This is a genomic window from Furfurilactobacillus milii (assembly GCF_009863985.1).
Lineage (GTDB): Bacteria > Bacillota > Bacilli > Lactobacillales > Lactobacillaceae > Furfurilactobacillus > Furfurilactobacillus milii_A.
In genome coordinates this window covers 32,446-51,752 of the sequence record NZ_WEZT01000019.1, presented here as the reverse complement: position 1 = coordinate 51,752, position 19,307 = coordinate 32,446, and the positions used below count along the sequence as shown (strand labels likewise).

Below are 19,307 nucleotides of genomic sequence, written 5' to 3'. Positions count from 1 at the left end.
CGAGTATCAGTGAAAGACCACTTTTCACTAATACTCGCCGCAATTGAAACCCTTATTTAATTGTGAAAACTAATCCTCGGCTTCTTTTTCAGCATCAGCTGTTTCCAGCTTTTCAATCTGTTCGCGAAGCCAGTCAGTAATTTTGGCACTCACGGAATCCGGATCGTCTAAAAATGCCTGAACAGAACTGGCCATATCAATCCGCATCTTGGACACATTGATCGCTGGCGAGTCGAAAATCATGTACAGGTTGACTTCACGTTCGTCGTCAGGATCAAGCATTTTATCAATCTCATTCGCATAAGCAAACGGCAAATTGATCAATGAGCTTTCTAAACGAACATTCATTTCAACATCGTGAAAGCCGGTGATATCAACCCGTGTTTGAATTAACTTACCAGCTGCGAGTTGTTTCTGTGCAAAGGCAATGCTGTCAGCCATGACGCCTTCTGGATCATCATTCAGTTTGTCAAACGTGGTTGTGGATGAGGTTGCCACATACGTTTCATCTTGCAATGCCTGTAAAAAATCGGCAACTTTTTCTTCCATGGTTATTTTCTCCCGTTCGCTTGTTTATTTGCCTTGCGCTCGACCCAAATACGGTTGTTTTCCTCGTAGTTGCGACGGAATCGTGCGCCCGCCACAAAGGCTTCGAAGTTGGTAATTAAACCAATCACCGCAAACAGATCGATCATTACGTTTATGAAAACCACCCCGTGGCCCGTAAACGTCTGCACCACCGCTAAGAGTAGCACAGCTGTCAAAATAATCAGAACGAAAGACTGCGGATATACTGAAAACCGCCAGTTAAGCGCAAACATAATGACAGGGATAGCGACAAAGACTAACATGATGCCTTCGTTTGCCAGAAAATGTGGCCACTGCTGGCTCGCACTCTTGCCAAAGCCAAAGTAGACCCCCGCATTCACGATCGTGTAGAAAATCCAGGAAGCAATCGTCAAGCTGACGACACGTACATCTCTCATCTAGACAAAAACCTTTCTATGCCAACAAATCGACCAATTGTTCTTTCGAAATGCCGACGAAGTATTTTGCCAGGTCCACGTCTGCCAAAGCAGATGCTAAATCGTCACGGTCATACTTCACGCCCGTCAGTTTGTCAGCCAGTGCAGAAACATCCTCTGGTCCGAAGAAATCCCCGTAGAACTTGATGTTGTTGATCTTACCGTCATCAACGTTCAAACGTGCATCAATCGTCCCGTAATCAAAGTGCTGACGCTTCTTTACCGTAAATTCTGGTGACTTACCGTAAACCCAGTCCCAATTATTGTAATATTGTTCGTACAACTTGTCGATTTCTTTCTGATCGTCATCAGTAACCTGGACTTCACGGTCCTTGATGTCAGCGAGGTCGTCAACGTTAAACAATTCTTTCAATAAAATATCACGGAACGTTGGGACATCAATATCTTGATACTCTTTATCCAAGTAAGGACGCAGGTTAGTAACCCGTGAGCGAACGGACTTGATCCCCTTCGAAGCAATTTTATCTTCTGGTACATTGAGCGCATGCGTCACAACATCAAGATCCACGTTAAGCATTAACGTGCCGTGTGAGAATGTCTTCCCATTACGGGTGTACATAGCGTTCCCAGAAAACTTTTTGCCATCAACGAGAATGTCGTTACGACCAGAAACTTCAGCGGTTGTCGCACCCATCTTGTGTAACGCGTCTACAATTGGTTTTGTGAAAGATTTGAAATCGCCAAATTCTTCACTGTTTGAGTCCACCACGAAACTGAAACATAGGTTTCCAAGATCTTGATAAACAGCACCACCACCGGACAGACGACGGGTTACCCGAATGTTGTGCTCTTGAACATACTTCTGGTTAATTTCTTCTTGAGTGTTTTGATTACGTCCAACGATGATACATGGTTCCTCGTAATAGAAAAGTAATAACGGTTCATCAAACTTTTTGTTGTTCATCAAATATTGCTCGGTGGCTAAGTTCTCGCCAATGTTGTGTGACTTCATCGAAACATAGTACATAACGTTAAATCCCCCTAAGCATTTTTTATAATTATGGTTCACCCGGTATAGCAGTTTTCAACTCCTGATACATAGGCAAATCACGTTTTCACCATTGATGTTAGCACTTTCTGAAAGCGGAAACAATCGCTAATTTAACGGCTTTTCGTTTTATAATTTCACAAACTTTTCGATTCGTATTTATTATAATTTCATTGGCCACGACGTTAATTATTGGTAACCAAATAAGTTTACATTTGCACATCATAAATTAGTAAATCGCTTACATTATGACTGATAAAAGGTATAATAAACATAAGGCAAAAACATCAGAGTTCCTGATTGATAGAAAGGTGGCACACAGCGATGTTACAGCAATACAAAAATATTCTTGCCCCAGTTGATGGTTCAAAAGCAACTGAACCAGTTCTGGAAAAGGCAATTGAGGTTGCCAAACGCAACGATACGCACCTAGACATCCTGAACGTTTTGGAGGTTAACCAATTCTCAGATAGTTATGGTGGCGCTGTAAGCGGCGATGTCATCTACCGGTTGGTTGAAGACGTTCAAAACCGTTTGGAATCTTTGAAACAACAAGCTGAAAAAGCGGGCGTTAAGGATGTCGACATCCACGTTCGTTTTGGTAATCCCAAGCCTGTTATCTCGCGTGAATTTCCTCACGACCATGGTAGTGAATTAATCGTCATGGGCACGACCGGCTTGAACGCTGTTGAACGGTTGATGGTTGGTTCTGTTACCAACTATGTCAGCCGCAACGCAGATGTTGATGTACTGATTGTTAAGGTTAACCAGAAGTAAGATAATTAAATCACGAAGTTAAGAAAGCGGTAGGTACTCTCGATTGAGGGTATCTACCGCTTTTTTAACTTCTTATATTCGCATTCAAGTAGCGGATTGTACTCATAAAAGGTAAGTTGCGCGTTGGCAATTTGTTATTGAATTAGGTTTTGTAATGCTTGGATTACAAGTTCTTTTGACTTACGCGGATTCTGGCCAAATCGATCTAACTTTAAATTTACAACTGCGCATTTGCCTTAACAAAATGAGATACTCTGGCTTTAAAACAGGTGCATCTAACCACCCTACAATTTCAATACCACTTTTCAAAAGTGAATAATAATCAGCATTATGGGTAATAAACATTTTTACCCACATTTTGAGGTGAAAACATCAATTACCCATTTTCCCATTTAACCTCAATGTGAGCTGAAGGGCGTCGACATTGAAACCAAGACATGAAAGTGACCTAAATTCGGCGGACTTCCGAATTTAGGTCACGGACGGGTCGGAAAGACTCTTTACGAGGCTTGACGGCGAGGTGAAAGACCGTGAACTGCGGGCTTGAACCGGTCCCATGTCGGGGTTTCAATGTCGACAACCGCAAGCGTCAGTCAGCTACTATATTTATGCAATCATTTTAAGCTCCCTAGCGTTGGCGCAGCAATGCGACATCAGCCACTAACATTCAATAGCATTGGTATACCCGTTTTAAGCTCCCTTTTAGTTTCGCTTAAGTCATATTTATGCAAGCAGGTCTATCGTAATCAACAATGTTCAAGCAATTATTAATCACGCATTCTTGTTTGAAACTAAACGATAGGAAGTGACCTTATGCGTAAGTTTGTTAAACGATGGGACTGGTGGTTAGTCGCCATTCTTGTCCTCGCTGCCGGACTCTACGGGTGGAATATCTGGGAAGCCGGTCAGGCCAACGATTTTTATACGGCCGCAATCGTCAGCATGACGAAGAGCTGGAAGGCCTTTTGGTATGCCAGCTTTGATCCGGCTAGTTTTATTACGGTGGATAAACCGCCAGTGGCCCTCTGGTTCATGGCGATCAGTGCCAAAATATTCGGCGTTCACGGCTGGAGTGTCGTGTTGCCGTCCATCCTGTTTGGAATTGGCTCGGTCGGTCTGATCTACGCCATGGTCAAACCTTACTTTGGGCGTTTGGCAGGTAACTTGGCTGCCTTGTTCATGACGATTACCCCAATTGTGGTGGCCGATTCACGGACCAACAACATGGATGCGACGTTAGTCTTCTTCTTATTACTCGCAGGTTTTCTTCTACAACGTGCTGTTGCCAAACGGAAAACGTGGCTTGTAATCGTTTCGTTTGCGTTAATCGGCGTTGCCTTCAACGTCAAAATGTTGCAGGCGTTTATGCTACTACCTGCAATGTATTTCTTCTACTGGATTGCCAGCACGGTTGGTTGGAAGAAAAAGATAGTCCATCTGGTGATGGCCACTATTGCCCTAGCAGTTTTCACGTTAGCTTGGCCAGTCGCTGTTGACTCAACCAGCAAGAGTAACCGGCCCTACATTGGCAGTTCATCAACGAACTCCGTTTTAAACTTAGCCTTTGGTTACAACGGTTCACAACGTTTGCTCGGTCAATCGACCGGAACCGGTAGTCGCTTTCCTGGCATGGGCAGTAGTAGTAAAGGTAAATCTGGCCAGGCGCCAACGGGAACTAAGGGCAAAACGGGCACCCCACCATCAGGGTCAAAGAACGGCACTAAAGGCGTGGCGCCAACGGGTAAAAAGTCTGGTGGTCAGATGCCAGGTGGTTCCAAAGGCGGCGCACCAACTGGCATGACTGGTGGCAAACAAGGAACCGGTGCTGGTGCCGGCGGTGGTGGCGGTGCCTTCAACATCGGTACCGCTGGCCCATTCCGTTTGTTCCAGCAAGCACTTGGCGGTCAGGTCAGTTGGTTCTTCCCACTGGCATTAACTGGCTTAGTTGGCGCTTACTTGTATGAAGCCGACCGTAAGAAACGCTGGTGGCAAACAACGCGGAATCAACAACAGCTCTGGTACTGGGCTGGTTGGCTCGTGTCAGTTGCCGGATTCTTCAGTATCGCTAGTTTCTTCCATCCCTACTACATGATTATGCTCGCACCACCGCTTGCTGTTCTGGGTGGAATTGGCATTGCCACATTTGTAAAATCCGTCAAAGAAGGTCGTCAGCCTTGGCAACGTTATCTCTTTGCTATCGGATTACTTGCCACAGCGGCACTGCAAGCATGGTACGTTTATAGCTACTATCCGTGGTTGAGCTGGCTCATTGCTGGCGGATCTGTCATTACAGCAGCGTTGATTGCTTTCGTATTCACGAGCTGGCACAAAGTCGCTATTACCAGTACGTTTGCGATTACTCTGTTGTCACTGGCGCCTGGATTCTGGTCACTAACGCCAACTATTGCTGGTGAATCCGCCGCTATTCCGACAGCCGGTCCAGATCTATTGACCAGCGGCGGTGGTAACAGTGGTGGTATGGGTAACGAATCTGCGAATACCAAACTGATTAAGTATCTCGAAAAACACAACGGCAACGCCAAATATCTGTTTGCCACAATGGATTCAGGTACGGCCGCGCCATATATTATCAAAACCGGTAAGTCAGTGATGACGATTGGTGGTTTCAACGGTACTGATAATGCTATCTCGCTTGCGAAGTTTAAACAGCTTGTCAAAGCCGGTCAGGTCAAATACTTCTACGTCGCCGGTAAGAGCACTAGTGGCAGCATCGTGAACTGGGTTAAGAAACACGGTACCAAGATAAGCGCCAAAACTTACGGCGGTGCAAGTGCTAGTTCCATGATGGGCGGTGCCGGCACCATGGGCACCACAAGCACCTCAGAAGGCAAACCAAGCAGTAATGGTAGTACTAACAAGAAGGCAACTAAGCCAACGAGCAGCACACAAGGTGGCCAACCTGGCGGTCAAATGCCTTCCGGGTCGAAACCTTCTGGCATGAAGAAGCCATCGGGAACGAAGAAACCTGGCAGTGCTCAAAAACCAACAGCCACCAAAAAGGCTGGCACCAAGAAACCGTCAGGCACATCTAAGAAAATGACTAAGCCGTCGCAGAAACCATCCAGCAAAACTGGTTCATCCAAACAGGGTCAACCAGGTGCTGGCGGCATGGGTGGTAATGGCGGCACACTATACAAACTGAACTAAGGAGGATGACAGCCATGACGAATACTTCAAATCAACTAATTTCTATTGTAATGCCTGTTTTCAACGAAGAAGCGCTCATTATGAAGACGATTCGAACCGTTCAGGGGTTTGTCACCCAACAACCCGAACGCTACGAAATTATCTTTGTTGATGACGGTTCAAATGACACAACAACGGATAAAATTCGTAAAGCAATCGCCTTCCATCCAGAGATGCGACTTGTCCGTTTCTCCCGTAACTTTGGCCACCAGCTAGCGATTACTGCAGGTATTCGCTACGCTACTGGTCAGGCCGTCGTGGTCATGGACGCAGACCTGCAGGACCCACCAGCTGTCATTGCCGACATGGTGTCAGCCTGGCACCAAGGCGCAGATGTGGTGTATGGCAAACGACAACAGCGTGATGGTGAATCCTGGTTCAAAAAAACCTCCGCCAAAGCCTTCTATCACATTCTACACAGCATCACCAACGTCGATATTCCCGTTGACACTGGTGACTTCCGTTTGATGGATCGCAAAGTGGTCAACGTCCTTGAACGAATGAATGAGGATGAACCCTTCGTTCGCGGCATGGTCAGCTGGGTTGGTTTCAAACAAACCGCAGTGGAATACGAACGCCAGCCACGCACCGAAGGCGTCTCCAAATATCCCCTTCGCAAGATGGTCCGTCTGGCAATGGATGGCATCACATCGTTTTCAAACCTGCCATTGAAGTTTGCTAATTGGACCGGCGGAGTTCTATGTATGGCCGCTGTCCTTACCTTAATCGCGGCTATCTGGACCGGTTTTACCGGAACGACACTCCTGTTGGTGGTCGACCTGCTGATAGGTGGCCTACTGCTGCTCAGTATCGGTATTCTGGGCCAGTATCTCGGCCGCGTGTTCAATCAGTCACGCGAACGTCCCCTGTACGTTGTGGCCGAAACAATGGGCTTTCCTAGTAGCGCCAGCAATCAACACAGTGTGGCTCGGACAATCCCAGTTAGTCAGGTCCAAAAGATCAGAAAACAATCCTAACTAAATTGACACAAATAAGGGTTCCAAACACCGTTAGCACTTGCTAATGATGTTTGGGACCCTTTTGATATTGTGTCTTTTAATTTATTGATGGCGCGGAGGGCTTCGGCATCACTCTATTATTCTTCTCCGAGCGTTTGCCAGTCTTCGGCCCAGACGAGTCCCATGACCTTTTCGCCGGTATGCACACCGATGGAAGGCCCAATGTGAGCAACCTCAAACTGAGGATCTTTGCCACCGTCCGTTTTCAGGTTTTCACTGGTTAAATCACTCATCCAAGTGGCACTGGCGTCGGGGTTGTTCCCGTCAATCACGCCGACACGCACCGGATAATCTTCATCGCCCAAGGAAGCTTCAAAGTCACGTTTAACCTTCTGAAAGGCACGTTTGGCTGTCCGTTCCTTCGTTAAGGCCACGATTTTAGCATCTTCAAATGTCAGAATCGGTTTGATCCGCAATAAGTTACCCACGAAAGCGGAACTGTTCGTAATCCGACCTGTCCGGAGCAGGTGACTTAAATCGTCCACCACAAAGTACACGTGCGTCGTTTCACGCAAATGTTCAAGCGCTGGCAAAATTTCGGCAGCGTTTTTGCCAGCCTTAGCCATCTTGGCAGCTAATAAGGCCAACCAAGCTTCACCTTCACTAGCCATCCGTGAATCAAACGGATAGACTTTGATACCTTTTACAGTTGGTGCATACGCTTCAAGGTTTTGTAGGAACGTCGTAATGCCACTCGACAAGTGAATACAAATCACTTGGTCATAGCCTTCTTTGATCAGTTCATCAAACTGCTCCTGCATCTGCATCATCGTCACTTGGGCAGTAGACGGCATGGCCTTTTCTTCGCGCATTCGTTTGTAAAACTGTTCACTGGTAATATCAACATTTTCTAAGTAGGTTTGGGTGCCAAAAATTACAGTAATTGGCACCACTCGGATACCAGCAGCCTTCGCTACTTCAGGATCTAAGTAACTGGCGCTGTCCGTGATCACAGCTGTTTTCATCCCGCTGCCTCGCTTCATCTTTATTGGTTGAAGAGAATTTTTTCACAACCATTTGTGTACATTCATCATACCCGACTTGCCATCATTTTTCGAGCGAGCAATCACTTTAGTCGTCAATATCGTTGACGTATTGAACAACAGTAGGCAATGTTGTCGCTTGTCCAATGATTGCTGGATAAATTGGCAGGTTCGGAAAGTCCTGTAAGTTAATCCATTCAAACGCGTGACGACCGACGCTAAACCGTTCGTTTGGTAAGTTGGCTAATTGTGGACTGTCGAGTAAATGAACGAAATTAACCTGTTGCCAGATGTCTTCTGGTGTTCCAAACTGATGCTCCATCACCCACAATAATCGTGTGGGTAACACATCCAGATGCAGTTCCTCCTGATACTCCCGCTTTATCGCAGAAATAGAAGACTCGCCAAACTTAACTTTGCCGCCAACTAATGCGAAATACGGCCGACCATCGTCATCAATATCACAATGGAGCAACGCCTTGTCATCTCGAACTAGTAGTCCACTCGCACGGACATTAAACGTTCGTTTGTCACGCCTAAACAGCAGATCATCAGCCTCTTCAGTCATTTGAATTCGCCATCCGGATTCTCTAAATAGGTCAGTTCAGACACACTCCGTTTTTCAAATACATCAAGCAATTTATCCATGCCATCTGCAATCTCATGTTCAAACATTTCGTCACGGCGCATCCAGCAAACCTTACCTTCATCGGATGACCGTAACTCGCCTGAATACGAATCCGTTCTGAATAACGCGACAACATAACGACCATGTTCAGTCATAAATTCTTTAATCCCGCAAAAGATGGGATTATGAATGTCCAAGCCTGTTTCTTCCTTCACTTCACGAATGGCAGAATCAACAAAACTTTCTCCAGACTTCACATGACCACCCGGAAATGTGTAACCAGGCCAATCAGGATTCTTGCGATCCTCAACCAAAATCTGGTTGGTTTCGTTATCTGATACCAACACCATATTAGTCAATTCAACTTCCTCAGTCTTCGCCATGTTACCTCCTCTTTTGCCTGTGCGTTTTGACAGCGTGGCTATATTATCTTGCTAATACAGTGGTTTTGCAATCATGAAATTTTGCGAATAAGCGTTCTTTTGATTTAGCGATTTGATTATAAACGCTAAAACTCAATCAAATTTATAAAGTTCAAAAACAAAAGTGTGGTCAAATGAGTCGAAGAGAGCCAAAACTGAGTAGAAGCCGTGAGGGTGCTGTTAATGAGACGGTTTGAGTCGAATTTACTGCACAGGACTGTCGTGAAGACGTGCCCCTTCGGCTTCACGGCGAGGTGAGAAACCCGCATCTCAGGGGTTCGAACCGGTTCCACAGCTGGAGTTCAGTTTTGGCAACTGAAGACGTCATTCATCCACCATTCTGCTATTGAAAACAAAAAAATAGGGTTCACGCAATCCAAACGGACTGTGTGAACCCTATTAATTTTCAGAGAAGAGATTAAGCAGTGAGACTACTTAATGTCTTTCCATTGCCATGCATTAACTTCTGGTAAATCAGTACCTTCATCACGGATGTACTGGTTGTGTTTAGCAACCATGTCGTCCATGTGTTGACTGAATTCGCCGGCTTTTTCAGCAAAGCTAGTTGCGTTGATGGCATCCTTAGCCAAGTGGAAGCGGTCCAATTCGTTCAAGACACGCATGTCAAATGGTGTAGTGATGTCCCCATTTTCACGGTAACCGTGGAAGTGGATGTTGTGGTTATGACGGTCGTAAACCAAACCACGCAATGTGTTTTCGAAGCCATGGAAAGCAAAGATAACAGGCTTGTCAGTCGTGAAGTAACTGTCGAATTCTTCGTCAGTCAAACCACGGTTGTCTTGGTCGTCACCCTTCTTACGTAACTTCAATAGGTCAACAACGTTGATGAAGCGGATCTTCAAGTCAGGGAAGCTGTCATGCAATAAGGTAATTGCAGCTAAGCTTTCCATCGTTGGTTCAGTACCAGCCGCTGCAAAGACAACATCTGGTTCTGCACCATCATCGTTAGAAGCCCAAGGAATGATTCCCAAACCGTTGTTAACAAGTTCCGTAGCTTCGTCAATGGAGAACCATTGAGTCCGTGGGTGCTTGGAAGCAACAATCAAGTTGATAACTTCGCGACTTTGCAAAGCTTTGTTCATAACAGCTAATAATGAGTTAGCGTCAGCTGGCAAGTATTCGTTAACCAGTTCGTGACCCTTTTCAGCCATATGACCAATCATACCAGGATCTTGGTGAGTGTAACCATTGTGGTCTTGTTGGAACACAGTGGAAGTGTTGATGATGTTCAATGATGGGTAATCATGACGCCAGTTTTGTTCTTGCGCCTTACGTAACCACTTGTAGTGTTGAGTCAACATTGAGTCAATAACACGTGTGAATGATTCGTATGAAGCGAAGAAACCGTGACGACCAGTCAGAACGTAGCCTTCAAGCCAACCTTCAGCTTGGTGTTCTGACAATTGTGAGTCAATAACTTGACCAGAATGTGCGACGTTTTCATCGTTTGGTTCGTGAATGTCTTCCATCCATTGACGCTTGGAAGCATCCCATAGACCCCACAAACGGTTTGATTGAGTTTCATCAGGACCAGTGATCCGGAAGCTCGTTGGGTTTTCCTTCATGATGTCACCAGCAAAGTGTGACATAACTTCCATGTCCATCCGTTGCTTGGAGTTATCCTTCAAGTCACTTTCAGGAACGGCAAACTTACGAACATCGTCCATCTTCAATGGTTCTGGGTGAATCCCACCGTTAGTGATAGGGTTCATAGCCATCCGCTTGTCACCCTTAGGTTCAACTTCTGACAATACTTCTTTAGGAGTACCATCTTCGTTGAATAATTCTTCAGGCTTGTATGACTTCATCCAGTCAACCAACATGTCTTTGTGTTCCATGTGGTTTGCGTCCACCGGAATTGGAACCTGGTGAGCACGGAATGAGTTTTCAATTGGGTCGCCGTTCAAGTCCTTCTTAGGACCAGTCCAGCCTTTAGGTGCACGAAGCACGATCAATGGCCATACTGGCAATGAATCGTCGTTGTTGTCACGGGCATTCTTTTGAATGGCCTTGATTTCTTCAACAGATGCATCGATGGCCTTAGCCATGTCTTGGTGAGCCTTCTTGTGGTCTGAACCATCAGTTTCAACGAAACGAGGGTTCCAGCCCATACCTTGATAGTACTTAGTCAAGTCAGCATCGCTCATCCGTGAAAGGATGGTTGGGTTAGAAATCTTAAACCCGTTAACTTGAATAATTGGTAATACAGCACCGTCGTGGATTGGGTTGATGAACTTGCTTGAGAACCATGAAGCAGCCAATGGGCCAGTTTCTGATTCCCCGTCACCAATTTCAACAGCAGCAATAACGTCAGGGTTATCTAAGATAGCACCAACACCGTGTGAAAGAGAGTAACCAAGTTCCCCACCTTCGTGGATAGAACCTGGTGTTTCAGGAGCAGCATGTGAAGCAACCCCACCTGGGAATGAAAATTGCTTGAACAAGCGTTGCATACCTTGTTCGTCACGTGTGATACGTGGGTAACGTTCAGTGTATGAACCGTCAAGGTAAGCGTTTGAAACCATAACTTGACCACCGTGACCTGAACCTTCGATATAGAACATGTTCAAGTCATACTTCAAGATGGCACGGTTTAAATGTGCGTAAATGAAGTTTTGTGGAACGATTGTGCCCCAGTGACCGATTGGCTTAACTTTAACGTCTTCTGCCGTCAAGTCACCCTTCAATAATGGGTTGTCCTTTAAGAACAACTGACCAACTGAAAGGTAGTTAGCCGCACGCCAGTAAGCGTCAACTTTGTCTAAGTATTCTTGTGAGTCGTAATCAACTGCCATGAATATTTACACTCCTTCGAGATAATTTTTAATAACACGAAATTTGCTGTGAAATCCACCGACTTTTTTACCGGTCAATTTACAGTTACTATAATAGACGCTTTTAAATAAAAGTCAACCTTTTAGAAAATTGGTACGACCCAATTACCAAGATCGAATGTTTCCATTGGTTAGTTCACCTTTATTTCCATAGCAAAAGCGCGCCCTTATCGGGATTAGTCCTTTGCTAATCCGACCCAATGCTAACAAATAAAGCCTTAAAATGAACCTAAAAAACACTGAGAAGTTGATATTCTTAGTGTTTTTTAATATGTTCTATTCAGTTTAGTCCGCATCTAGATCCACGAAGTTATTGTACTTCATGTATTTGTAGTGAATCCGCATGTTTGACACTTCAAACGGTGTCCCATCATCCAGGAAGAAAATTCCACTCATTACACCAACTGGCTCAGTTGGTTTTAATGACAGCAACTCCTGATCCTTATCGTCGGATGGTTCAGCACCTACCGTCATAAACGACTTAGTCACTGACACATGTTTAATATCTTCCAGATAATTAAAGATCGAGCCAGATACAACGGTCGTCGACAACTCGGGCATGATCTTAATTGGAATAAACCCAGTTTCAATCATTATCGGCTGTCGATCAAGTAACCGCAGGCGTTTAATCTGATACACAAAATCATCTGCATTCAAGAATAAATCCTGTTGCAACTCTGGCGTCGCCGGAATAACTTGAAAGTCGAGCAACTTAATTCCCGGCTTCTTGCCATCAACGCGCATTGAGTCCGTCACCCCAAGATTACGCCCTTCGTAACTAAAAACCGCCTGATTTTTAATGTACAATGGGTTCACAAACGTGCCGGACCCGCGCTTTTTGAAAATAATTCCCTGTTGCGCCAGAACGTTAAGTGCCCGTTTGACGGATGATCGGCTCACCTCGTAAGATTCACTTAGGCTCCGCTCGTCAGGCAGCCGTTTATCTGGAAACTGATTATCATTAATGCGACGTTTTAAGTCCTGCATTACATTTTTATAAACTAAGTCCGCCATCTCGACGCAAAGTTCCTTTCTCTTGTATACTGATTAATAAGAGTATACCAGAAAAATATTGGTCCGGCCAATTGTGTTTTAGGTTCGTACCAATTTTAAATCTCTCGGAGGTTCATTGAATGGCTAAGAAAAAAAGAATTCAGAAAACACTCGTTGAAAAGATCCTTGATAAAGCAAAGATTCCTTACCAACAAATTGAGTTTGCGACCCATCAAGCTGGTGATGTCGCTCAACTCGATGTTGATCATGACGATTACGATGAGCATAACATTTATAAAACCCTGGTTCTCACTGGAAATGTCACGGGTCCGCTGGTCGGCGTGGTGCCACTAGATACACACCTCAGCTACAAAAAATTAGCGGCCGCGTCTGGTAATAAAAAAGTTGGTATGGTGCCGCTCAAAGATCTGCTGAAAACGACCGGCTACGAACACGGTGCCAATACGCCAATCGGCATTTGGGAAAAATACCAGTACCCCATTTATTTCGACAACGTGGCACAACAACAGGGCGACATTGTCGTATCATCTGGCAAAATCGGCCGCTCCGTTAAAGTAGATGCCACAGCTGTTGCTGAACTTGTCCATGGTACGTTTACAGACTTAGAGGAAGAATAGGAATAACTTCATGTCATTTAGTACGTTAGGTCAGCAGATTTTGATCAGTCTGCTGACCGTCTTCTTTTACGGATTAGCTTTACCGCTACTATTCAGTTGGGCGCTAACCATCATCAATCGAAATACCAAACAACGGCTCGCAACTTACTACGGCATGAACGCACAAGTTTACCTAGGTTTTCTTGGTATTATTGTTCATGAATCCAGTCACTTGCTCATGGCCTTGTTGTTTGGTCACAAAATTACTGGTCTCCGTTTGATTAAATTCGCTCACCCTGAAAACCAGGGCAGTGATCCGGAGGCGCTAACATTAGGGTATGTCAATCACCGCTGGAATAGTGGCAACAGTTACCAAACAATGGGTAACTTTTTTATAGGTTTTGCGCCAATTATCGGCGTCAGTGCAGTCATTTTCGGTATCACCGCCTGGTTATGGCCAACAATGTTTCATAACTGGGTAATGTTCGCCATTCATCCAACCCTTAGTAATCTGTTTCAACCGGCAACTTCTGACGGTAACTTATTGGTCAACACAGTTCGTTGGATCATTTGGGCAATATTAGTGACTAACCTTAGTGTTGGTGGATTCGACCTAAGTAGTGCCGACCTGCGTAATTCCGGTGCCGGTGTCTCATCGTACATTGTTCTGCTCGGCCTAATCGGCTTAAGTGCTGGCGTTTTAACAAGTTCGTTTACGGAATGGTCTCGTGCGCACCTAGTGCCGGTCTTCTTTGCACTTAGTCTGGTCGTTGTGCTTTCTGCAGTCGTAAACCTAGTCACCCGTTGGTTAACCAAAGATAAATAAAATGATTCTTCTATCAAAACAAGAAACACGCTGATGTCCATTTTCTGGAGATCAGCGTGTTTTAAGTCTCTGTTCATTTATAGTCCAAAAGGTTAGGCTTCACCATTCCACTCTTGTTTGAATTCATGTAGAAAATCAAGCATTACGCGTTGGCGTTGCTCTGCCATCTTTCGTGCAGTAACGGTATTCATCTGGTCTTTAATAAGCAACAACTTTTCATAGAAGTGGTTAATCGTGGTGCCATCCGCTTTGCGGTACTCTGCCTTAGTCATATCGTGGCGAGGTTCAACCTCCGGATCATACAGCACCCGGTCATGATGGCCACCATAAGTCAATGTCCGAGCGATACCAATCGCACCAATGGCATCCATGCGATCAGCATCCTGAACAATTTGACCAGCCGGACTCAGCGTCTGATGCTGCCCAAGATTTTTGCTGAATGACATGTGATCAATAATTGCAAAAATATCCGTTACGTTGTCCTCACTCACATCCCATCTTGAAAGTTGTTCTTTCAACGCCGTGTGAGCGGCCTCAGGATCTTCAACAAGCTTATCGTCAATAACATCGTGCAAATAAGCCGCTGCTAAAACAACAAAACGTTGACCTGTCTGTTCGATTAATTCAATTCGATCTGCTAACTTTGCGACCCGTTCCAAATGGAAAAAATCATGTCCCGAACGATCGCTACCAAGTTGCTGACGTGCGTAAGACTCAATTTTATCCAATTGTGTTTGCTCTGCTGGGGTCAGTCCTTCTGCCATGCTGTCGCCTACTTTTCGCGAATAAAATCGCGTAATTTTTTGATGGTGCCACGCGAGAAATTCAACTCGTCGCCGTTACTCATCGTAACATGTCCCAACGTAAAGTTGACGGTCTGAATATGTTCTGTATTCAGAATATAACTTTGAAACCCATTAAAAAAATTGTCTGCCGTCAGATGACTGGCTAATTCATGGATACTCCCATTCACTTCGTAGCGATTATTTGTCGTGACTACCGTAACTTTTTTCAACCGGCGCACCTTTTCAATGTATAACAGATCATCTTGACGCAACCGAATTAGAAACCCACCGTTTTTGATTTCTAAATAAGCTGGCTGATTCGGATGGACCTGATTTAAGTGATCCTGAATCGTCACCAAAATTTGGCGAAGTTGAGGCGTAAACTTCTCAGTGTCAAACATAAATTCTTTGGAAAGAAATCCTGTTGGCATGGTCATCGACGTGATTGTTTCAAACGCACGGTCCTCACGAATAGAGACATAGACAATATAGCCTAAGGGGTCGACTTCGCGAATTCGTCGAGCTAGCTCAATACCGTCAACCGCAGCATTAAGTTGAATGTCCAGAAAGTAAATGTTTGGACCCGGATGGTCAGGCAACGTTGCCAACACTTTTTCCGGTCGTCCTTCACTTTCAATCGGAATATTCATATTCAATTCTTTAAGTTCGTTTTCAAGGCAAGTTGTCAGCCATAGTCGTTCCTTTAAATTATCTTCACAAACGTAAAGAATCATGACGATCTCTCCTTCTTTTACCTTGTATGCATTAAAAAATTCCATTATGCATTTTCCGGCGCCCTTTTTAACTGTTCATTGACAAGCAAACCGTCGCCAAAATATCTTGTCTTATCGCCATTCAATTGCAGCTTCATTACTAAAAGTTGTTTACCTCGTTACATAATGAGGACGGTATAAGTAAAATAATTGGCCTTCCGTTGCTTGAATCAATTATTTATGCCGTTAACAGCATTTTTTTGCTAATTATTTAAGGTTGTTTGTAATAGGCTGGCCGTTTTAATGCCTATCAAAGGAAAAAACGCCGCCGAGCCGGCACTCGAAAACAGCTCTCGAAGACTATTCTCGCACGGTCGTGACAACGCAAATAAATCCATTTAATTGTCATTTATCATGTACGCACATACGCAGAGATAGAACTGCCACATGGACACTTTAATACACGACGTCAACTCACAAACAATATTAAAAACCATTCATTTCTCACTCAATCATGCTAATTGACTATCCCGCAATAGATTGTAATGCACCATCCCATCTAAATGCGCATAGCAAACCCATTTTAATCAATTTCAGTCCTATATTACCAAAGCCTTGACGGAAGTTCGTAAATTTAATTAACAGATTTGAAAATAATGTCATACTTGGACCTGAATTAGTGGTTAAGTCGATTATTTAAAGTCCCGCAAAATTTTAAAATTGACACCCCTAGAATAGCACTCTACACTGACAGCGACAGGATATTTAACCTGCAAATTGGTAAGTCTTTCAACTGCAATTTCATCTGCCTAAAGGGGGCGTTGAACCATGCAATTATCCCCAGTAATTCACGTATCCCATCTTCAAAAACGATTTGGTAAATTTCAAGCACTAAACGATGTTTCGTTTGACGTACAACCCGGTGAAGTATTTGGTTTTATTGGTCCAAACGGCGCCGGAAAATCGACAACGATTCGCACATTACTTGGTCTCTTAAGAGCAACAAGTGGTACGGCTACAATTTTTGGCAAAGACGTTTTTCACGACGCGGTCAGTATTCATAAAAACATCGCCTATGTGCCCGGCGACGTTTATCTGTGGCCAAATCTTACCGGCGGCGAAATTATTGACCTATTTCTCCGGCTCAGTCACCAGCAACATTCTAAACGAACGGATGAGCTAATTAAGGCGTTTGGACTCGATACTGGTAAGAAAGCGCGCACCTATTCCAAAGGGAATCGTCAGAAAGTTGCCCTGATTGCCGCCTTATCGCAAACAGCCGATTTATATATCTTCGACGAGCCAACATCTGGCCTCGACCCACTCAATGAGCAAGTTTTTCAGGACGAAGTAAAAGCTTTAAAAGCAGCCGGCAAAGCAATCTTGCTGTCTAGCCATATTTTGTCAGAAGTTGAACAAATGTGTGATCGCATTGGTATCATCCGCGAAGGCCAAATCATTGAAACAGGTACACTCACTGAAATGCAACACTTGACCCGCACGCAAATTTCAGTGACCACTAAAACGCCATTGACTGATTTAGGCAATCAATCTGGCGTTCATCAGCTCAAACAAACTAATTCAACTACGGCAATTTTTGCAGTCGATTCAGACGCCATGACTGCAATCACTCAATACCTAGCCGATCGTCAGATCCTAACGTTACGAAGCACCCCGCCAACTTTAGAGGACCTATTTTTACGCTATTATGGCCGTGAAAATGCGCAGCCTGTGAACTCCAAGACGGGAGATGGTCCCGATGCCTAAACAACCGTTCTTTCAAACAGGCCAAATATTGCGGATCAATCTCCGGCGCGATTGGCTTAAGTTGTTGATCTGGCTGATTGCACTGGGAGGCTTATTCGCAAGCATTGCTGCCAAGTTCAATAATCTGTACGGTAGCAAAACCGCCATTGAAAAAATTACGGCAACGTTAAATACGCCGGCAATGATTTCACTTTTTGGCCGTCTCCCCCATGGCCCGTACAGTTCCGCTGATGTCTTTGCTGGTGAAATGACGGTGTTTATGGCCATTTTCGGGGTCATTATGAACTATTCATTAGCCATTGCACTGACACGTGGTGATGAAGATAGCGGTGTGACGGAACTAGTGTCAGCGCGCTATGTTGACCCTTATGCCACGATGATGGCAGCAATTAGTGAACTGGTGGTTGCAAACGGCCTGTTAGCATTACTTTACTCAGGCGGCCTGCAGGTTGCTGGTTTAAATGGCACAAATACGGGTGGCAATCTCGTTCTTGGTGTCACCCTTGGCCTCAGCGGTCTGATGTTTGGACTACTCGCCGTCGTTTGTGCACAACTAACATCCAGTAGCCGTGCCGCAACAAGTCTCGCCTATCTGCTTTTTGGCATTGTCTATCTGGGACGCATGTTAACCGATGTTTCCCATCCCCGCTACACATGGCTTTCTCCATTAGGGTGGGTAGAAAAGTTGCAAACGTACCGTAGCAATAATTGGCTTCCGGCCATGTTAATGCTGATCACTATTGTCGTTTTAACGGCCCTCGCAATCATGCTGCGCGCACGCCGTGATCTTAACGCCGGCATTTTGGCCACCCGACCTGGTCGGCGTCATGCCAGCCCCCTTCTTCGCGGACCAGTTTCACTAGTGGGTCGGTTAGAGCGCAATACTATCCTAGCCTGGGTAATTGGTCTCTTTATTTTTGGGGCAATGTACGGTTCCGTTTTTAACACCGTTGCTGACATTCTCAAGTCGAATCCAATTACGGTAAAACTATTAGCTGATCCTCATACTGCCGTGTTGGCCACTGCTCAAGTTTTAAAATCATTTATTGCCCTGTTAATGATCATTTTCACGGTTTGCGCAATCATTCCCGGTTTACAAATTATTTATCGAATCGCTACTGATGAACAACGGGGGCTGCTTGAAATGTTGCATGCCCGTCCTGTTTCCCGTTTCCGACTTAACCTGGTCCTCAGCCTTTGGGGCATCGTCACCAGTTTATTAGCACTTGTGGCAGCCGTTGGTGGTTTGGCCGTTGCGGCTAACATGGCTCTTAATCATCCACTAGCCAACAAATTGTTTATTCATGGTTTACTCGCCAACATCTCACCACTGCTCATTTTCTTAGGTGCCGGTGCACTCCTCGTTGGTTGGCTGCCTAAACTACGCAGCCTTGTTTGGCTCTACCTTGGCGCAACCTTTGTGATGAACTACTTCGGTCGCTTATTTAATCTACCTCAGTGGGCAACTAGATTGTCTCCGTTTGGATTCATTGGTCATGTGCCCGCTTCGTCGCTGAACTGGTCTGTATTCTGGTGGCAAACCGGGATAGCCGCAGTTTTATTTGTTGTAGGATTGATTGGATATCAGTTGCGTGATCTGAATAGTGCCAACTAACTCTTAAATGTAAAAGAAAAAAGACTATAACTCATCTAGCCGTCTCCCGCTACGCTGAACACAAAA

General features: G+C 44.9%; 17 protein-coding genes. 7 read left to right on the top strand and 10 right to left on the bottom strand.

Annotation, left to right across the window (positions count from 1 at the left end; translation table 11 throughout):
• Positions 1-69: 69 nt before the first annotated feature.
• From GB992_RS09155 to lplA, 3 genes are read right to left on the bottom strand one after another with little or no spacing between them, the layout of a single operon-like run.
• On the bottom strand, positions 70-549 hold the full coding sequence (locus tag GB992_RS09155) for a hypothetical protein (RefSeq protein WP_161002174.1): 480 nt from the start codon (positions 547-549) through the stop codon (positions 70-72).
• Between the two features lie 2 nt (positions 550-551).
• Entirely contained in the window at positions 552-986 is a 435-nt protein-coding gene (locus GB992_RS09150; protein ID WP_017261544.1) for a hypothetical protein, read from the bottom strand.
• A 16-nt stretch (positions 987-1,002) separates the two neighbouring features.
• The gene (gene lplA, locus GB992_RS09145) at positions 1,003-2,013 is read right to left on the bottom strand and encodes a lipoate--protein ligase (RefSeq protein ID WP_161002173.1); all 1,011 of its coding nucleotides are present in this window, start codon (positions 2,011-2,013) and stop codon (positions 1,003-1,005) included.
• 345 nt (positions 2,014-2,358) lie between these two features.
• On the opposite strand from lplA, the gene GB992_RS09140 reads away from it, so the two are divergent.
• The 3 genes from GB992_RS09140 to GB992_RS09130 all read left to right on the top strand — a co-directional run bounded on the left by GB992_RS09140 (position 2,359) and on the right by GB992_RS09130 (position 6,995).
• Positions 2,359-2,811, top strand: coding sequence for a universal stress protein (locus GB992_RS09140; protein WP_017261546.1), 453 nt, complete (start codon positions 2,359-2,361; stop codon positions 2,809-2,811).
• A gap of 813 nt (positions 2,812-3,624) precedes the next feature.
• Entirely contained in the window at positions 3,625-5,979 is a 2,355-nt protein-coding gene (locus GB992_RS09135; protein WP_161002172.1) for a glycosyltransferase family 39 protein, read from the top strand.
• Between the two features lie 14 nt (positions 5,980-5,993).
• Positions 5,994-6,995: a glycosyltransferase family 2 protein gene (locus GB992_RS09130; protein WP_161002171.1), complete on the top strand. Its 1,002-nt coding sequence runs from the start codon at positions 5,994-5,996 to the stop codon at positions 6,993-6,995.
• A 119-nt stretch (positions 6,996-7,114) separates the two neighbouring features.
• Here GB992_RS09130 and GB992_RS09125 read toward each other — a convergent pair whose 3' ends face one another.
• From GB992_RS09125 to GB992_RS09105, 5 genes are all read right to left on the bottom strand, one after another.
• On the bottom strand, positions 7,115-8,002 hold the full coding sequence (locus tag GB992_RS09125; RefSeq protein WP_161002170.1) for a DegV family protein: 888 nt from the start codon (positions 8,000-8,002) through the stop codon (positions 7,115-7,117).
• 106 nt (positions 8,003-8,108) lie between these two features.
• Positions 8,109-8,588, bottom strand: coding sequence for an NUDIX hydrolase (locus GB992_RS09120; protein WP_161002169.1), 480 nt, complete (start codon positions 8,586-8,588; stop codon positions 8,109-8,111).
• On the bottom strand, positions 8,585-9,031 hold the full coding sequence (locus GB992_RS09115; RefSeq protein WP_161002168.1) for an 8-oxo-dGTP diphosphatase: 447 nt from the start codon (positions 9,029-9,031) through the stop codon (positions 8,585-8,587). Before GB992_RS09115 ends, GB992_RS09120 begins: the two co-directional genes overlap by 4 nt.
• A 470-nt stretch (positions 9,032-9,501) precedes the next feature.
• Complete coding sequence (locus GB992_RS09110) at positions 9,502-11,886, bottom strand: phosphoketolase family protein (protein WP_017261553.1); 2,385 nt, start codon at positions 11,884-11,886, stop codon at positions 9,502-9,504.
• A 324-nt stretch (positions 11,887-12,210) separates the two neighbouring features.
• Positions 12,211-12,939, bottom strand: a complete 729-nt coding sequence (locus tag GB992_RS09105; protein ID WP_161002167.1) for a GntR family transcriptional regulator — start codon at positions 12,937-12,939, stop codon at positions 12,211-12,213.
• 119 nt (positions 12,940-13,058) lie between these two features.
• On the opposite strand from GB992_RS09105, the gene GB992_RS09100 reads away from it, so the two are divergent.
• Both GB992_RS09100 and GB992_RS09095 read left to right on the top strand, forming a co-directional pair.
• Entirely contained in the window at positions 13,059-13,556 is a 498-nt protein-coding gene (locus GB992_RS09100; RefSeq protein ID WP_161002166.1) for an aminoacyl-tRNA deacylase, read from the top strand.
• 10 nt (positions 13,557-13,566) lie between these two features.
• On the top strand, positions 13,567-14,361 hold the full coding sequence (locus GB992_RS09095; protein ID WP_161002165.1) for a hypothetical protein: 795 nt from the start codon (positions 13,567-13,569) through the stop codon (positions 14,359-14,361).
• Positions 14,362-14,453: 92 nt separating this feature from the next.
• Here the strand turns inward: GB992_RS09095 and GB992_RS09090 are convergent, their stop codons facing one another.
• Positions 14,454-15,125, bottom strand: a complete 672-nt coding sequence (locus GB992_RS09090; RefSeq protein ID WP_161002164.1) for an HD domain-containing protein — start codon at positions 15,123-15,125, stop codon at positions 14,454-14,456.
• An 8-nt stretch (positions 15,126-15,133) separates the two neighbouring features.
• Positions 15,134-15,880, bottom strand: a complete 747-nt coding sequence (locus tag GB992_RS09085; protein WP_161002163.1) for a LytR/AlgR family response regulator transcription factor — start codon at positions 15,878-15,880, stop codon at positions 15,134-15,136.
• 807 nt (positions 15,881-16,687) lie between these two features.
• Between GB992_RS09085 and GB992_RS09080 the strand changes: the two genes are divergently transcribed.
• Together GB992_RS09080 and GB992_RS09075 are read left to right on the top strand one after the other, a co-directional pair.
• Positions 16,688-17,626, top strand: coding sequence for an ABC transporter ATP-binding protein (locus tag GB992_RS09080; RefSeq protein ID WP_161002162.1), 939 nt, complete (start codon positions 16,688-16,690; stop codon positions 17,624-17,626).
• Positions 17,619-19,241, top strand: coding sequence for an ABC transporter permease (locus GB992_RS09075; protein WP_161002161.1), 1,623 nt, complete (start codon positions 17,619-17,621; stop codon positions 19,239-19,241). Before GB992_RS09080 ends, GB992_RS09075 begins: the two co-directional genes overlap by 8 nt.
• The last annotated feature ends 66 nt before the right edge of the window (positions 19,242-19,307 follow it).